A 14,066-nucleotide genomic window follows, 5' to 3' on the forward strand; every position below is an offset into this window, starting at 1 on the left:
GCGGCACCGACGAGGGTACGCGCGGTGGGCGCGAGCTGCGGCCCGGTGGCGCCCCGCTGGCCCGTCCGATCACCATCGCCTGTGTGGTTCTGGCGCTCACCGTGCCGGTCGCGATGGCCGTGCGCGCCGCGACCCCGCAGGACCAGGCAACCATCGCGATCCCCGACGCCGTCGTCGAACCGACGCCGACGCCGTCGGTCACGCCGACCGTCGAGGTCGAGGAGGACGAGGGTCCGGAGCCGACCCCCGAGCAGCGGCAGGACCCGAAGAAGAAGGCCGAGCCGCCCAGGATCCCCGAGCGCGGGCCCGGCACCTGGCAGACGTCGAAGTTCGCCGCCGAGTCCGACCGCCGCGACGGGCGTACCGTCCGGGTCCGGGTCCGGGTGGAGAAGACCCTGCCGATCAAGGCCGACGATGCGGCCAAGGAGGCGGCGGAGATCCTGCACGACGACCGCAGCTGGCAGCGCTCGGAGAATCTTCGATTCGATTTCGTCGGGTCCGGCGAGAGCGCCGACCTGACGATCAACATCGCCACCCCCGCGACCACCGACAAGAACTGCCTACCGGCCCGCACCGGCGGCGAGCTGAGCTGCCGCAACGGGAACGAGGTCAATCTGAACGCCAAGCGCTGGCTGCTCGGGGCCCGGGCCTACGGCGATGACATGGAGAACTATCGGCGCTATCTGGTCAACCACGAGGTGGGGCACTTCCTCGGGCACGGCCACGAGGGCTGCCCGGCCGCCGGCGAGCGCGCCCCGCTGATGATGCAGCAGACCAAGGGCGTCGGGAAGTGCAAGCCCTACCCGTGGCCGAACTGACCCGCCGGATCCGCACCCCGGTCGACCTGGGGCAGGCGATCGGCCGGCTGCGCCGCGGTGCGGGCGATCCGACCCACCGGCGTGCGAGCGACGGCTGGTGGCGCGCCAGCCGGACGCCGGAGGGCCCGGCGCTGCTGCGGCTGCACCGCGAGGGGGAGGCGATCCTCGCGCGGGCATGGGGCAGCGGCGCCGACTGGGTGCTGGAGCAGGTGCCCGAGTTGCTCGGGCTGCACGACGATGCCGCCGGGTTCGAGCCGCGGCACCCGCTGCTGGTCGATCTGGCCCGCCGCAACCCGTGGCTGCGGATCGGGCGCACCCGGGCGGTGCTGGAGGCCTTCGCGCCGACGGTGATCGAGCAGAAGGTGACCGGCCGCGAGGCCTTCGGGGCCTTCCGGCGGCTGGTCCGGCGGTTCGGCGAGCCGGCGCCCGGCCCCGCGCGGGACCCGGCCTCGCCGGCGCACGGGATGTGCGTCCAGCCCGACGGCGCCGGGTGGGCCGCGATCCCGAGTTGGGAGTGGCTGCGGGCGATGGTGGACGGCAAGCGGTCGGCGGCGCTGGTCCGCGGGGCGCGCCGGGCCGCGGCGCTGGAGCGTACCCTCGAATCGGCCGACGCCGACGCCGACGCGGCGCTGCGCTCGCTGCCGGGGGTCGGCGCCTGGACCTCGGCGGAGGTCCGCGCGGTCGCCCACGGCGATCCCGATGCCTGGTCGGTCGGCGACTACCACGTGCCGCGGATGATCATCTTCGCGCTGACCGGTGAGGATCTGACCTCCGACGAGGTGGCCACCGAGCTGCTGGAGCCGTGGCGCGGCCACCGGCTTCGGGTGCAACTGTTGATCATGAGCGCCGGCCTGGGACCCGAGCGGCGCGGTCCGCGCCGCTCGCTGCCCACCCATCTGCCCCGCTGAGCCCTGCGGCAGGATGGCCCCCGGATTCGACGGCGAAAGGGACCGGATGAGCAGGGTACGCACGGAGCTGCGCGGCAACGCGTACTGGGTGATCTTCGACTCGCCCGAGAACCGCAACGCCCTGTCCGGGCAGTTGATCGCCGAGGCCCGCGAGGCGCTGGCCGGCGCGAGCGCCGAACCGGCCGCGCGCGCGGTGGTGCTCTCCCACACCGGCAACACCTTCTGCGCCGGTGTCGACCTGGCCGAGGCGCGCCGGGCGGCGCCGGAGGACCAGCCGGCGCGGCTGATGCTGCCGCTGATGCGCGACCTGATCACCCACGAGCTGCCGGTGATCGCCGCGGTGGACGGGCATGTGCGCGCCGGCGGTGTGGGGCTGGTCGGCGCCTGTGATCTTGCCGTCGCGACGGATGCGGCGAGCTTCGCGCTGACGGAGGTACGCCTCGGCCTGGCCGCGTCGGTGATCTCCGTCGTGGTGCTGCCGCGGCTGCGCGATCGCGATGCGGCCCGGCTGATGCTCGGCGGCGCCCGGCATGACACGGCGCAGATGGTGGAGATGGGCTTCCTGAACGCGCGGGTGGACGACCTCGGCGCGGCCGTCGACGAGTTGCTGGCCGAGCTGGTGAAGGGATCGCCGCAGGGGCTGCGGGAAACCAAGCGGACCCTGAACGCGGCGCTGCTCGCCGACTTCGACGCCCGGATCGACGGGCTGGCCGATCACTCGGAGTCGCTGTTCGTCAGCGAGGAGGCCCGGGAGGGGATGGCCGCCTTCCTCGCCAAGCGGCCGCCGCGCTGGGCGCAATGAGTGCGCCGGCGCGACCCCGTCGCCTGCCTCAGCGAACGGGGCAATGGTGCTCTCCGACGAACACGAGGCATTCCGGCGAAGTGTCGGAGCGTTCATCGAGCGGGAGTTCGCAGGCCGGAACATCCGACCGGCGTGCGGTTCGTTCAGTCGCTCACTGTGGCGGCGTCCGTGCCGACTTGAGTTCGCGCTCGCGTCGGCCGTAGAGCTCGGCGAGGATCCTCAGCCTGCGCACGGCCTTGAGCCCGCGCCAGCTGGCGAGGACCGCGCCGAGCCAGACGATCATGACCACGAGAATGGCCACAACCGTTGGCCAGGCCGATTGCTCGAACGACAACACGACGGCCCCGGCGACCCCTGCAATCAAGGCCGAGGGCACGGCCGACACTCTGATTTGCCACTCGAGCGCTGCGCCGCTTGAGATCTCGTCGATCTCGCCTTCGGCCCGCGCCTGCCAGTCCTGACACTGTCGCTCGGTCCGTAGTTGGGATGGGTTCGGGTAGTGGCTGATTCGGCCTTTGCGATCATGCTCGATCGCGATCGGCGCGTGCGGGTCCTTCGGTAGCCACGAAGGTACGTAGAGCACCGGCAGGTCGTTGTGCGCTTCGTCGTCACCTGACGTCGGGTGACGCGCGACCTGTTTCCGGGTGGTCCCTGCCGTCCACCGAGTCGAGCCGCTATCACTCGGCTGACGCTGCGCCCTGGTCGGCTTCATTCCTCGACCTTCCTCGCGCCGATCGGAGAGGCCAAACCCCGACCTCCTCGATCACGGCCCCGAATCCGCGGTCCGCGCCGGCGCGGGTTGCTGCCGCGACCGCGATACCGGCGCACGCTACCCGCACGCCGCAGTCTGCGCACCCACGCCGGGGTCGAAGCGCCTGGTCATGAGGGCCCGGGCCCTCAGATGAGCTGTTGCGGGGCCGGCTCGGCGGGCTCGTCCAGCGGGGTGGTCGAGCCGGGCAGCCGGAGCGTGAACTCGGCGCCGCCCTGCGCCGACCGGGAGGCCCGCACCCAGCCGCCGTGCCGGGCGACGGTCTGCGCGACGATCGACAGGCCGAGGCCGGTGCCGGGGGTGTTGCGCGCCGCATCGGCGCGATAGAACCGGTCGAAGACGTGCGGCAGGTCCTCCTCGGCGATGCCGGGGCCCTCGTCGGCGATGCGTAGTTGATCACCGTCCAGGTAGACCCGCACGGTGCCGCCCGGCGGGGAGAACTTCACCGCATTGTCGAGCAGGTTGGTCACCGCCCGCTCCAGGGTGTCCGGCTCGCCGATCAGGTAGAGCGGATTCAGCTCGACATCGAAGTGCAGCCCGGGGCCGCGTCGGCGTACCCGCTCCAGGGCGTGGGTGACGATGTCGCGCAGGTCGATCTCCTCGCGCGTGGGCTCGATCCGGTCCTCGCGGGCGAGCTGTACCAGGTCCTGGATCAAAGTGGTGAACTCGGCAAGCTGGGCGGAGATGTCGCCGAGGATCTCCTCGCGTGCGGAGTCGGGCAGCATGTGGGATCGCTGGTCGGCGACGAGCAGTTCGATATTGGTCCGCAACGAGGTGAGCGGCGTCCGCAGTTCGTGGCCCGCGTCGGCGATCAGGCGGCGCTGCCGCGCGCGAGAACTGCCGAGGGAGTACAGCATCGTGTTGAACGAGCGCGTCAGCCGGGACAGTTCGTCGTCGCCGTGCACCTCGATCGGGTCGAGGGCGTCGGTCCGGGTGATCCGGGTGACCGCTGCCGACAGCTCGCGCAGCGGCCGCAGGGTGGATCGGGCGACCAGCGCGCCGACCACCGCGGCGGCCAGCGCCAGCAGCGCGCCGACCAGAATCACCGTGATCAACAAGGTGGCCAGCGCGCTGGTGGTCGGCCCCAGGTCGCGGCCGATCACCAGGGCATACGGGTGGCCGTTGACCTGCATCGGGACGGCCACGATCCGGTAGGGCGTACCGTCATCGGCCCGGCCGGTACGCGCCGAGGAACCCTCCTGCAGGCGCGCCACGGCCAGCTCGGGCGTGCCCCACTGCAGGGTGCGCGGGGCGCTCTGGATGGTGATCGGCTGCCGGTCCGCACCGACCACGACGAGCGTGACGTTGACGGCGTTCAGCGCCTCGGCGTTCAGCCCGCCCATGGTGTTCAGATCGGCGGCGACCGTGCGCGAGGCCGTGGTGGCGACGGAGATCAGCTCGCGGTCGAGCTGGTCGAACAGGACGAGCCGGGTGACGAAGTACGCCGAGAGGCCGGCGATCCAGACGCCCGCCGCCACCACGATGGTGGTCAGCCAGGTGATCCGGCGGGGGAGCGACGGGGCCCCGAAGATCCGGCGCAGCAGCCGCATCGGGTTCAGGAGTTGGTCTCGCGCAGGACGTAGCCGACGCCCCGCACGGTGTGGATCAGGCGCTCCTCGCCCTCGGCCTCGGTCTTGCGGCGCAGGTAGCCGATGTAGACCTCCAGCGAGTTCGCCGTGGTCGGGAAGTCGAAGCCCCACACCTCGTTCAGCAGCCAGGACCGCTCCAGCACCCGGCGCGGATTGCGCAGGAAGGTCTCCAGCAGCGCGAACTCCGTGCGGGTCAGGTTGATGTGCCGTCCGGCGCGCAACACCTCGCGGGTGTGCACATTGAGGCTGAGGTCGGCAAAGGTCAGGGTCTCCTTGTCCTCCTCGCTCTCCTCGCCCGCGCCCGCCCGCCGGACCAGCGCCCGCAGCCGGGCCAGCAGCTCGTCGAGGCTGAACGGCTTGGCCATGTAGTCGTCGCCGCCGGCGTCCAACCCGTCGACACGGTCGTTCACGGCATCGCGCGCCGTGAGCACCAGGATCGGCACGTCATTGCCCATCTGGCGCAGCATCCGGGTGGCCTCCAGGCCGTCCAGCCGGGGCATCATCACGTCCATGATCACCGCATCGGGACGGTCGGCGGACAGGCTGGCCAGCGCCTCGACACCGTCGGAGGCGGTGCTCACCTCATAGCCGTTGTACTGCAACGACCGGGCGAGCGAATCGCGTACCGCCTGATCGTCGTCCACCACCAGGATCTGCATGGCGGACAGTGTGTCACGACCGCGCCCGGTCGCTGGCATGTCGCGCCGCGCCCTGACGTTCGTCACGTCGTCGCGATGAGGCGTACCCGCAAGCCCGTGATCACCAACACTGCCCGCGGCGCCGACCGGCCGATTGGATGGTGTGGACCGCAAGCGATCAGAAGGAGAAGGAAATGCTCGACGCGATCAGAGGCTTCGCCGAGACGACGCCCGAGGCGGTGCAGTGGCTGGCCGTGATCGCGGTCAGCGCGATCCCGTTCGTGGAGTCCTATTTCGGTTCGGTGATCGGAGTGGTGATCGGACTGCCGCCCGTCGTGGCGATCGGCGCCGCGGTGGTCGGCAACTTCATCAGCATGGCGGTGCTGGTGCTGGGCGCCGCGAAGGTGCGTGGCGCGGTCCGCGGCGGACGGACGGAGACCACGCCGAAGCGGGCCCGGCTGAAGCGGATGTTCGACCGGTTCGGGGTGCCGGGGGTGAGCCTGCTCGGGCAGACCGTGCTGCCGAGTCAGATCACCTCGATGGCGATGGTCTCCTTCGGCGCCTCGCGGGATCAGGTCCTGATCTGGCAGACCATCTCCATCGTGCTCTGGGGCATCGTCTTCGGCACGCTGGCCACCTTCGGGATCAATCTGCTCGGCATGCGGTGACGATGCCGGGCATCGCCGCCTCGATCGTGGCGAGGGTGCTCTCGAAGCCGTCCTGACCGCCGTACCAGGGGTCGGGTACGCCGGAGCCCGGCTCGGCGGCCGGGTCGAAGTCGGTGAGCAGCCGGCCCTTGTCGCCGAGCGGCTCGCCGAGGATGCGGGCCATCCGGTCGAGGTGGATGTCCTCCATGGCGATGACCAGGTCGGCGTCGCGGATCTCCGCGGCGTCGATCTGGTGTGCGGTGTGGTCGTCGACGGGGTAGTCGTGCTCGCGCAGTGTCCGGGCCGCGCGGGGGTCGATGGGATTGCCCAGTTCCTCCGCGCTGACCCCGGCCGAGCTGATCGCGATGTCGACGCCGGCGTCGTCGGCGTACCTCCGGGCGACCTGGGCCGCCATCGGCGAGCGGCAGATATTGCCCCAGCAGACGAAGATCACATGCGGTCGTGTCACGCTCCGGGAGCCTACCGAGCGTGCGTACCGACGTTTGCGTCAATAGTGACGCAAACGTCGGTACGCACGATCTGCCCTGTGGACAACCCTCGGCTCGGCGAGCGGAGCGGGGTGACGCCCCGACAGGCTGGTGGCATGAATCGCGCCACCCGCCGCCGGCTCGCCGCCGAGCTGGCGGACGATCACGATGGGGTGGTCCATCGGCGGGCGCTGCTTGCGGCCGGCGTCGGCCGCCACGAGCTGCGCACCGAGCTGCGATGCGGCTACTGGAGCGCCGTCGGTCGCAACACCATCTCCCCCGACGGCAGCGAGCTGCGCGGCCGCGCCCCGCTCTGGCGCGCCGTATGGGAGGCCGGTCCGCGAGCCATCCTCGACGGGGCCGCAGCCCTGATCGGTGCCGGGATGAGGCAGTTCGACGCCTCGGTGATCGACGTGTGGGTGCCGCCGAATGCCCGCGCACACCGCGGGCCGGGTGTCCGGCTGCATCGCCGTCGCATCCGAGGCGCCCTGGACGGTGCCGGCGTCCCGCGGCTGGCGCGCGAACTGGCTGTGCTCAATGCCGCGCGGTGGGCCGTCTCGGACACTCAGGCCGCGCTGCTGGTCTGCCTGCCGGTCCAGCAACGGCTGATCCACCCGGAGGCGCTGCTCGCCGCCTGGCTCGAATCCGGCAGGCGGCCGATGCGGCTCGACCTGATCATCACCACGGTCTGCGCCGGCGCCGAGTCGCTGGGCGAGCTCGACTTCGCCCGGTTGTGCGTTCGTGCCGGGCTGCCGGCCCCGAGCCGGCAGGTGCCGCGCGCGGGGCCTCGCGGCGCGGTCTACCTCGACTGCCATTTCGACGAGCACAACCTTGTGGTCGAGATCGACGGCGCCCAGCACGGCTGGGGCCTCAATCCACTGCAGGATCAGCTGCGCAGCAACGAGCTGGTGCTGCAGTCCGACCGCGTGCTCCGGATTCCCCTGCTCGGGCTGCGGCTGGACCCGGCGCCGTGGCTGGAACAGGTGCGTCGGGCCCTCGACCTGCGCGAGGCGAGCTGAGGGCAGATCGTGCGTCCCGACGTTTGCGTCACTATTGACGCAAACGTCGGTACGCACGATGCCTCAGGCGCCGATGGTGCCCGGGGCGGGCTGATAGTCGCCGATGAACTCGTTCGCGGGTACGCCCGCCGCGCGCAGTTCCAGGCTCGGCACCTGCACGCCGTCGAGCTGTTCGCGGATGATGTCGGCATGCCCGGCGTGCCGGGCAATCTCTTCGATCAGATGCACCAGGTAGAAGCGCTGCCGGATGGGCCGGGCGTCGAGGATGCCGAACCAGGGCGCCGGTGCATCGTGGGTCGGCTGATCGGGATCGCTGGCGAGGATTGCCTCCCGCAGCTCGCCGCGCGCCGCGGCAAGCTCGGCCAGGATGCCCGCGGTGGTCTCCTCGGGGCCGACCACGAACTGCTCCTCATGCGCGGCGATCTGGTCCGCGGTGATCTCTTCGGTCGGGGCGCCGTCCCGAATCCGGCCGGGAGCCGTGCGGACGATCGCCGTGATGTGCTTGGCGATCCCGCCAATCGACAGCCCGCTGCGCAGCGGCGTCTCCCGGGCCTGATCCTCGGTGAGCCCGGTCGCCGCCGCGGCAATCGCGTCGAGCTGGCTGTCCACATAGTTGGCGAGCCCGGTGACCTCGTCGTGTTCGGCCGGTGCGTACATGTCTGTCCTCCTGGTTGTGCCGTGACCTGCACCGACACCCTGACCCCCTATCCGGACAGCTTCGGTCCGCACGAGGCCGGCGCCGGTGGGTGGACAATGGACCCGACGAGACGGCGCGACGACGACGCCAGATTCTGTTATGAATACGTCGAGTCGCGACGAAAGGTGGTGTCAGATGGACTGGGGGCGGAATTATCTACTGGTCGACCCGGAGCATTTCCGGATCGACTACCGGATCAACCCGTACATGGATCCGACCCAGCAGCCTGACCTCGCCCGGGCTCGCGCCCAGTGGCAGTCGCTGATCGAGGCGATCGATGCCGCCGGCGGCTCCGTCGAGGTGCTCGACCAGAGCCCCGACTGCCCCGACATGGTCTATGCGATGAACCTCGCGCAGGTCTGGACCCGCGCCGGCCAGCGGCACGCCCTGCTCAGCCACATGCGCTACCCGCAGCGCCGCCTGGAGACCCCGGCCGTCGCCGAGTGGCTGACCGAGCACGGCTACCAACTGCACTGGATCGGTACGCCGGAGCTCGCCGACACCACCCAGCTCGATACCGACGGTTCCCCCGCGCCGCACTTCGAGTCGGGCGACGCGTTCTGGTGGCGGGACGAGTTGATCATCGGCCACGGGCCGCGCAGCCAGGCCGCGGCCGTCGACCGGGTCGGCGCGATCATGGGCGTACCCACCGTCGGCATCGCGATCACCCACCCGGCGATGTTCCACCTCGATCTTTCCTTCTGCCCGCTGACCGAGACCGCCGCGCTGGTCTGCCCGGGGGCCTTCGATCCGGCCGACGCCGACGCGCTCCTGGCCCGCGTACCCGATCCGATCACCCTCGGCGTGGACGAGGCACTGGATTTCGCCGCCAACTGCATCGTGGTCGGCGACACCGTGCTCGGGCCCAGACTGGACGATCGGTTGATCAAGGAGCTCGACAGTCGCGGCCTGCGCCATGTCGCGCTCGACCTGTCGGAGTTCCAGCTCTCCGGCGGCTCGGCGCGCTGCCTGAGCAACCCGCTGGACATCACCTTCCCCTGATCACCACCGACCCGATGATCACGAATCGATGATCACGAATCGATGATCACCGGCCCACCCGGCGCAGCCACCACATCCCGACGATCGGCAGCACCAGCGGAATGAACAGATAGCCCATCCCGAACCGGGACCACACCGTGTCGCGGGCGAACAGCTCGGGGTGGGTCAGGCTGGCAATGCCGATGGTCAGCACGCCGATCAGCTCGACGGTGATGGTCAGCCAGGAGATCAGGTACGCCAACCGCCCGCGCCTGGCCAGCGCGACCGTGGCGACCAGGTAGATCACCCCGGAGAATGCCGACAGCCCATAGGCCAGCGGTGCCTCGCCGCCGCGGGTGATCAACTGCACCGCCGAGCGCGCGGTCGCGGCGAGCGCGAAGATCGCATAGACGGCGATCAGCGCGCGGCCGAATCCGGACGAGCGCTCGGGGTGGGGCGCGGGTTGGCTCACCGGCCCAGCCTAGGTGCGCGGCGCTACGCTGCGGCGGTGCTCGTCCTGCCGTACGCCCTGGGTGTCGTCGCGCTGCTGCTCGCGCTGTTCGCCGGGTACCACGCCTGGCGCGAGCTGCGGGTCAGCAATCTGCTGATCTACGGCATCGGGCTGCTGGAGCTGGGCGTCCTCGTCCAGCTCGGCGTGTTCGCCGCCGCGCTCGTCGCCACCGGCCGCGTGGTCGACGGGCCGGTGCTCGTGGCGTACCTGATTGCCGCCGTGGTCGTGCCCCCGGCCGCCACGATCTGGGGCATCGCCGACGCCTCGCGCTGGGGCCCCGGCGTGCTCGCCATCGGTCTGGTCGCCGTCGCGGTGCTCTGCCTGCGCGTCGCGTCGATCTGGTCAGCGGTGCCGGCCGCCGGCGGCTGAGGGGCGCGCCGGATATCCGGTTGACCTCGACGACGGTTGAGGGAGCAGGATGGCAGACGTTCCCGCGCTCACCCGAAGGAGATCCATGTCGTCCGACCCGGCCCGCCCGCTCGGCGAGCAGGACGTCCTGGCGCCACCGCCGCGCGGCCGCCGGCACAACTGGACCTCGATGTGGCGGTTCCGTCGGGCGATCGTGCCGTGGCGCGGCCGGTTCGCGATCAGCTACCTGGCCACCCTGGGCGCCGTGCTCGCCACGCTGGCCATTCCGCTGCTCACCCGCTGGGTGATCGACGGCCCGGTCGCGCGTTCGGACTACATCGGCCTGTACGCCCTCGGCGCACTCGTCCTCGCGCTGGGCATCGTCGAGCCGCTGCTGCTGTTCCTGCGCCGCTGGCTCGCCTCTCGCGCGGGCCTGGCCACGGAGAACCGGATCCGCACCACGCTCTATCACCGGCTGCAGCGGTTGCCGATGAGCTTCCACGGCCAGTGGGAATCCGGCCAGTTGTTGTCCCGGATCATGACCGACCTCGGCTACCTGCGCCGCTTCCTCGGCTTCGGCCTCAACTTCCTGGTGGTCAACATCGTCCAGATCGCCATCGTGGTGATCTTGCTGATCCAGCTCTACTGGCCGCTCGGCATCATCGTGGCCATCTCGGTCGTCCCGATCGTCTGGCTCTGCCTGCACATGGAGCGCCAGTACACCCGGCTGTCCCGGCAGGTCCAGGACCAGACCGGCGATGTGGCCTCCTCGATCGAGGAGGGTGTGCATGGGCTGCGGGTGATCAAGGCCTTCGGCCGCAATGCGTACGCGTTCGACAAGATGAACCGCCGCGCCACCCTGCTCTACGAGACCTCCGTCGCCCGCACCAGGCTGTCCGCCCGGTTCTGGACCTTCCTCGAGGTGATCCCCACCCTGACGCTGATCATCGTGCTCGGGATCGGCGCGTACGCCGCGGCGACCGGCGCGGTCACGCTCGGTACGCTGATCGCCTTCGTCACCTTGCTGCTGTCGCTGATCTGGCCGGTCGCGGCCCTGGGCTTCCTGCTGGCGATGGCGCAGGAGACCTTCACCGCCGCGGACCGGGTGGCCGAGATCCTCGACACCGAGAACCTGATCACCGACGGCCCGCGGGAGCTGACCGCTGCCGCCGGTCGGGTCGAGTTGCGCGATGTCGCCTTCCGCTTCCCCGACGGCGATGTCGACGTCCTGGACGGCGTGGACCTGGTCGTCGAGCCCGGCGAGACCCTCGCGCTGGTCGGCGGTACCGGCTCGGGCAAGACCACGCTGACCGCCCTGATCCCGCGGCTGCTCGATGTCACCGGCGGGCAGGTGCTGCTCGACGGCGTCGACGTCCGGGACCTGCGGCTGGACAATCTGCGCACGCTGGTGGCGACCGCCTTCGAGGACCCGACCCTGTTCTCGATGTCGGCCCGGGAGAACCTGACGCTGGGCCGGCCCGACGCCACCGAGGCCGAGATCGACGCGGCGCTCGACCTCGCCCAGGCCGGCTTCGTGCGCGACCTGCCGTGGGGCCTCGACACCCGGATCGGGGAGCAGGGGATGAGCCTGTCCGGCGGCCAGCGGCAACGGCTGGCACTGGCCCGCGCGGTGCTTGCCCGGCCCGCCGTGCTGGTCCTCGACGACACCCTGTCCGCCCTCGACATCCACACCGAGGCGCTGGTCGAGGAGGCGCTGCGTACCGTGCTCGGGCGGGGGCGTACCACCGGCATCATCGTCGCCCACCGGGCCTCCACCGTCCTGCTCGCCGATCGGGTCGCGCTGCTGCAGGAGGGCCGGATCGCCGCCGTCGGTACGCATGCGGAGCTGCTGGCCGGCGTACCCGCCTATCGCGAACTGCTGTCCGCGGAGTTCGACTGCGAGGCCGAGCTGGACGAGTTGGAGGCCGCCCGATGACGGTCGAGACCACCGACGCCTGGCGCGGCGTCGCCGCCGAGGGAGCGCAGGACATCACCGAGGCCGGCTCCGTCTTCCTGCGCCGGCGCAGCCGGCGACTGCTCGGCGAGCTGCTGCGCCCCTACCGCCGGATCGCCTGGCTGCTGCTGCTCGCCGTGCTGATCGAGAATGCCGCCCGGCTGTCCATCCCCTGGTTGGTCCAGCGCGGGATCGACCTCGGCATCCCGCCGCTGGCCGAGAGCGGCTCGCCGACCGTGCTGATCGAGATCATCGCGGTGATGGTGGTCGCGGTGATCTGCCAGGCGCTCGCGCGGATCTGGTTCCTGCGCGAGTCCGGCCGGATCGGCCAGCGGATCTTGTTGACCATCCGGCGCCGGCTGTTCGGGCACTTCCAGAAGCTCGATGTGGCGTTCCATGATCGCTACACCTCCGGGCGGGTGGTCTCGCGGCTGACCAGCGATGTCGAGGCCATCGCGGAGATGGTCAATGCGGGCGTCGACTCGTTGATCACCGCGGTGCTGACCATGGTCGGCGTCGGTGTGTTGTTGCTCGTCCTCGACTTCGAGCTCGGTCTGATCTGCCTGCTCACGTTCGTCCCGTTGATGCTGCTGGTCCGCTGGTTCGCGCGGCAGAGCTCCCGGATCTATCGCCGGGTACGCGAGCTGTCGGCCCTGGTCATCGTGCAGTTCGTGGAGTCGATGACGGGCATCCGCGCCGTCCAGGCGTACCGCCGGCAGGGCCGCAACGACGAGATCTTCTCCGGGCTGTCCCGCCGGTACGCCGATGCGAACCTCGACGCCTTCCGGCTGGTCGCGATCTTCATGCCGGCCGTCGGGCTGGTCGGGAACCTGGCGATCTGCGCCGTCGTGGTGTTCGGCGGCGCGCAGGTGCTCGAGCGCGAGATCTCCCTCGGCGTGCTCGCGGCCTTCCTGCTCTATCTGCGGATGTTCTTCGCGCCGATGCAGGAGATCAGCCAGTTCTACAACACCTTCCAGTCCGCGATCTCGGCGCTGGAGAAGTTGTCCGGGGTGCTGGAGGAGCGCCCGGGCGTGGCCGAGCCGGCCGATCCGGTACGCCCCGCCGCCGCCCGCGGCGAGCTGCGCCTGGATCACGTCGGCTTCTCCTATGTCGACGGCGTACCCGTGCTGCCCGACCTCGACCTGACCATCCCCGCCGGACAGACCGTCGCCCTGGTCGGCACGACCGGCGCGGGCAAGACGACGATCGCGAAGCTGTTCGCGCGGTTCTACGACCCGACCAGCGGGCGGGTGCTGCTGGACGGTGTGGACGTGCGCGGGCTCGCCGACGACGAGCTGCGCGAGCGGGTGCTGCTGGTCACCCAGGAGAACTTCATGTTCGAGGGGACGATCGGCGACAACATCGCCTTCGGCCGGCCCGGGGCATCGGCGGAGGAGATCCGCGCGGCCGCGCGCGCCGTCGGGGTGGACGCGTTCATCGATTCGCTGCCCGACGGGTACGCCACCGACGTCGGCAAGCGCGGCGGCCGACTGTCGGCCGGGCAGCGGCAACTGATCGCGTTCGCCCGGGCGTTCCTGGCCGATCCGGCGGTGCTGATCCTCGACGAGGCGACGTCGAGCCTGGACATTCCCAGCGAGCGGTTGGTCCAGCGGGCCCTGCGTACCGTGCTGGCCGACCGGACCGCGGTGATCATCGCGCACCGGTTGAGTACCGTCGAGATCGCCGATCGGGTGCTGGTGCTGGAGCACGGCCAGGTGTTGGAGGACGGCAGCCCGGCGGAGTTGATGAACCGGCGCGACGGGCGCTACGCCCGGCTGTACGAGGCGTGGGCGGGCTCGTTGGCGTGACTCGCCGGGGTAACCGTCTCGCATGTTGGAGTGATTTTCTCGCAGTGTTGGGGTGACACGATGGGTGGGTGATCGGACGCTGAGCCAGT

Annotated in this window: 15 protein-coding genes; 9 read left to right on the top strand and 6 right to left on the bottom strand. The window is 70.8% G+C overall.

The annotated features are described in order from the left end of the window. Positions 1 to 83: 83 nt before the first annotated feature. Genes ACXDC7_RS03525 through ACXDC7_RS03535 form a run of 3 tightly spaced genes read left to right on the top strand, consistent with a single transcriptional unit; the run spans position 84 to position 2,528 of the window. Complete coding sequence (locus ACXDC7_RS03525; RefSeq protein WP_459221207.1) at positions 84 to 818, top strand: DUF3152 domain-containing protein; 735 nt, start codon at positions 84 to 86, stop codon at positions 816 to 818. Beyond that, positions 806 to 1,726, top strand: coding sequence for a DNA-3-methyladenine glycosylase family protein (locus ACXDC7_RS03530; RefSeq protein ID WP_459221208.1), 921 nt, complete (start codon positions 806 to 808; stop codon positions 1,724 to 1,726). The genes ACXDC7_RS03525 and ACXDC7_RS03530 overlap by 13 nt, the downstream gene beginning before the upstream one ends. A gap of 46 nt (positions 1,727 to 1,772) precedes the next feature. Next, the gene (locus ACXDC7_RS03535) at positions 1,773 to 2,528 is read left to right on the top strand and encodes an enoyl-CoA hydratase family protein (protein WP_179444799.1); all 756 of its coding nucleotides are present in this window, start codon (positions 1,773 to 1,775) and stop codon (positions 2,526 to 2,528) included. A 151-nt stretch (positions 2,529 to 2,679) separates the two neighbouring features. On the opposite strand, the gene ACXDC7_RS03540 is transcribed toward ACXDC7_RS03535, so the two are convergent. The 3 genes from ACXDC7_RS03540 to ACXDC7_RS03550 form a co-directional block, all read right to left on the bottom strand. Continuing rightward, positions 2,680 to 3,240, bottom strand: coding sequence for a hypothetical protein (locus ACXDC7_RS03540; protein WP_179444798.1), 561 nt, complete (start codon positions 3,238 to 3,240; stop codon positions 2,680 to 2,682). Positions 3,241 to 3,425: 185 nt separating this feature from the next. Next, positions 3,426 to 4,847, bottom strand: a complete 1,422-nt coding sequence (locus ACXDC7_RS03545) for a sensor histidine kinase (protein ID WP_179444797.1) — start codon at positions 4,845 to 4,847, stop codon at positions 3,426 to 3,428. Positions 4,848 to 4,852: 5 nt separating this feature from the next. Further along, a complete protein-coding gene (locus ACXDC7_RS03550; protein WP_179444796.1) occupies positions 4,853 to 5,545 on the bottom strand; it encodes a response regulator transcription factor in 693 nt (230 codons plus the stop codon). Positions 5,546 to 5,718: 173 nt separating this feature from the next. Here ACXDC7_RS03550 and ACXDC7_RS03555 point away from each other — a divergent pair, with 173 nt between their 5' ends. Beyond that, on the top strand, positions 5,719 to 6,192 hold the full coding sequence (locus ACXDC7_RS03555) for a hypothetical protein (RefSeq protein WP_179444795.1): 474 nt from the start codon (positions 5,719 to 5,721) through the stop codon (positions 6,190 to 6,192). Here ACXDC7_RS03555 and ACXDC7_RS03560 read toward each other — a convergent pair. Then, complete coding sequence (locus ACXDC7_RS03560; protein ID WP_459221209.1) at positions 6,170 to 6,640, bottom strand: low molecular weight protein-tyrosine-phosphatase; 471 nt, start codon at positions 6,638 to 6,640, stop codon at positions 6,170 to 6,172. The two genes, ACXDC7_RS03555 and ACXDC7_RS03560, sit on opposite strands and share 23 nt — an antisense overlap. Before the next feature lie 135 nt (positions 6,641 to 6,775). On the opposite strand from ACXDC7_RS03560, the gene ACXDC7_RS03565 reads away from it, so the two are divergent. Beyond that, positions 6,776 to 7,678, top strand: coding sequence for a hypothetical protein (locus ACXDC7_RS03565; protein WP_459221210.1), 903 nt, complete (start codon positions 6,776 to 6,778; stop codon positions 7,676 to 7,678). Between the two features lie 63 nt (positions 7,679 to 7,741). Here the strand turns inward: ACXDC7_RS03565 and ACXDC7_RS03570 are convergent, their stop codons facing one another. Next, positions 7,742 to 8,335, bottom strand: a complete 594-nt coding sequence (locus tag ACXDC7_RS03570) for a mycothiol transferase (protein ID WP_459221211.1) — start codon at positions 8,333 to 8,335, stop codon at positions 7,742 to 7,744. 175 nt (positions 8,336 to 8,510) lie between these two features. Here ACXDC7_RS03570 and ACXDC7_RS03575 point away from each other — a divergent pair, with 175 nt between their 5' ends. Next, complete coding sequence (locus ACXDC7_RS03575) at positions 8,511 to 9,377, top strand: dimethylarginine dimethylaminohydrolase family protein (RefSeq protein ID WP_459221212.1); 867 nt, start codon at positions 8,511 to 8,513, stop codon at positions 9,375 to 9,377. Between the two features lie 46 nt (positions 9,378 to 9,423). Here ACXDC7_RS03575 and ACXDC7_RS03580 read toward each other — a convergent pair whose 3' ends face one another. Beyond that, positions 9,424 to 9,828, bottom strand: coding sequence for a hypothetical protein (locus ACXDC7_RS03580; RefSeq protein ID WP_459221213.1), 405 nt, complete (start codon positions 9,826 to 9,828; stop codon positions 9,424 to 9,426). 36 nt (positions 9,829 to 9,864) lie between these two features. On the opposite strand from ACXDC7_RS03580, the gene ACXDC7_RS03585 reads away from it, so the two are divergent. From ACXDC7_RS03585 to ACXDC7_RS03595, 3 genes are all read left to right on the top strand, one after another. Further along, the gene (locus tag ACXDC7_RS03585; RefSeq protein ID WP_179444789.1) at positions 9,865 to 10,236 is read left to right on the top strand and encodes a hypothetical protein; all 372 of its coding nucleotides are present in this window, start codon (positions 9,865 to 9,867) and stop codon (positions 10,234 to 10,236) included. An 85-nt stretch (positions 10,237 to 10,321) separates the two neighbouring features. Then, positions 10,322 to 12,151 (top strand): ABC transporter ATP-binding protein, encoded by a 1,830-nt coding sequence (locus ACXDC7_RS03590; protein WP_459221214.1) that lies wholly within the window; start codon positions 10,322 to 10,324, stop codon positions 12,149 to 12,151. Then, positions 12,148 to 13,977, top strand: coding sequence for an ABC transporter ATP-binding protein (locus ACXDC7_RS03595; protein WP_459221215.1), 1,830 nt, complete (start codon positions 12,148 to 12,150; stop codon positions 13,975 to 13,977). The genes ACXDC7_RS03590 and ACXDC7_RS03595 overlap by 4 nt, the downstream gene beginning before the upstream one ends. Positions 13,978 to 14,066 lie beyond the last annotated feature (89 nt).

The organism is Naumannella huperziae, assembly GCF_054073625.1.

What these genes read in the sequence shown, in the direction of transcription:
- ACXDC7_RS03535 (WP_179444799.1), top strand. Translation starts at nt 1,773, where the DNA reads ATGAGCAGGGTACGCACGGAGCTGCGCGGCAACGCGTACTGGGTGATC.
- ACXDC7_RS03540 (WP_179444798.1), bottom strand. Translation starts at nt 3,240, where the DNA reads ATGAAGCCGACCAGGGCGCAGCGTCAGCCGAGTGATAGCGGCTCGACT.
- ACXDC7_RS03545 (WP_179444797.1), bottom strand. Translation starts at nt 4,847, where the DNA reads ATGCGGCTGCTGCGCCGGATCTTCGGGGCCCCGTCGCTCCCCCGCCGG.
- ACXDC7_RS03550 (WP_179444796.1), bottom strand. Translation starts at nt 5,545, where the DNA reads ATGCAGATCCTGGTGGTGGACGACGATCAGGCGGTACGCGATTCGCTC.
- ACXDC7_RS03555 (WP_179444795.1), top strand. Translation starts at nt 5,719, where the DNA reads ATGCTCGACGCGATCAGAGGCTTCGCCGAGACGACGCCCGAGGCGGTG.
- ACXDC7_RS03565 (WP_459221210.1), top strand. Translation starts at nt 6,776, where the DNA reads ATGAATCGCGCCACCCGCCGCCGGCTCGCCGCCGAGCTGGCGGACGAT.
- ACXDC7_RS03570 (WP_459221211.1), bottom strand. Translation starts at nt 8,335, where the DNA reads ATGTACGCACCGGCCGAACACGACGAGGTCACCGGGCTCGCCAACTAT.
- ACXDC7_RS03575 (WP_459221212.1), top strand. Translation starts at nt 8,511, where the DNA reads ATGGACTGGGGGCGGAATTATCTACTGGTCGACCCGGAGCATTTCCGG.
- ACXDC7_RS03590 (WP_459221214.1), top strand. Translation starts at nt 10,322, where the DNA reads ATGTCGTCCGACCCGGCCCGCCCGCTCGGCGAGCAGGACGTCCTGGCG.
- ACXDC7_RS03595 (WP_459221215.1), top strand. Translation starts at nt 12,148, where the DNA reads ATGACGGTCGAGACCACCGACGCCTGGCGCGGCGTCGCCGCCGAGGGA.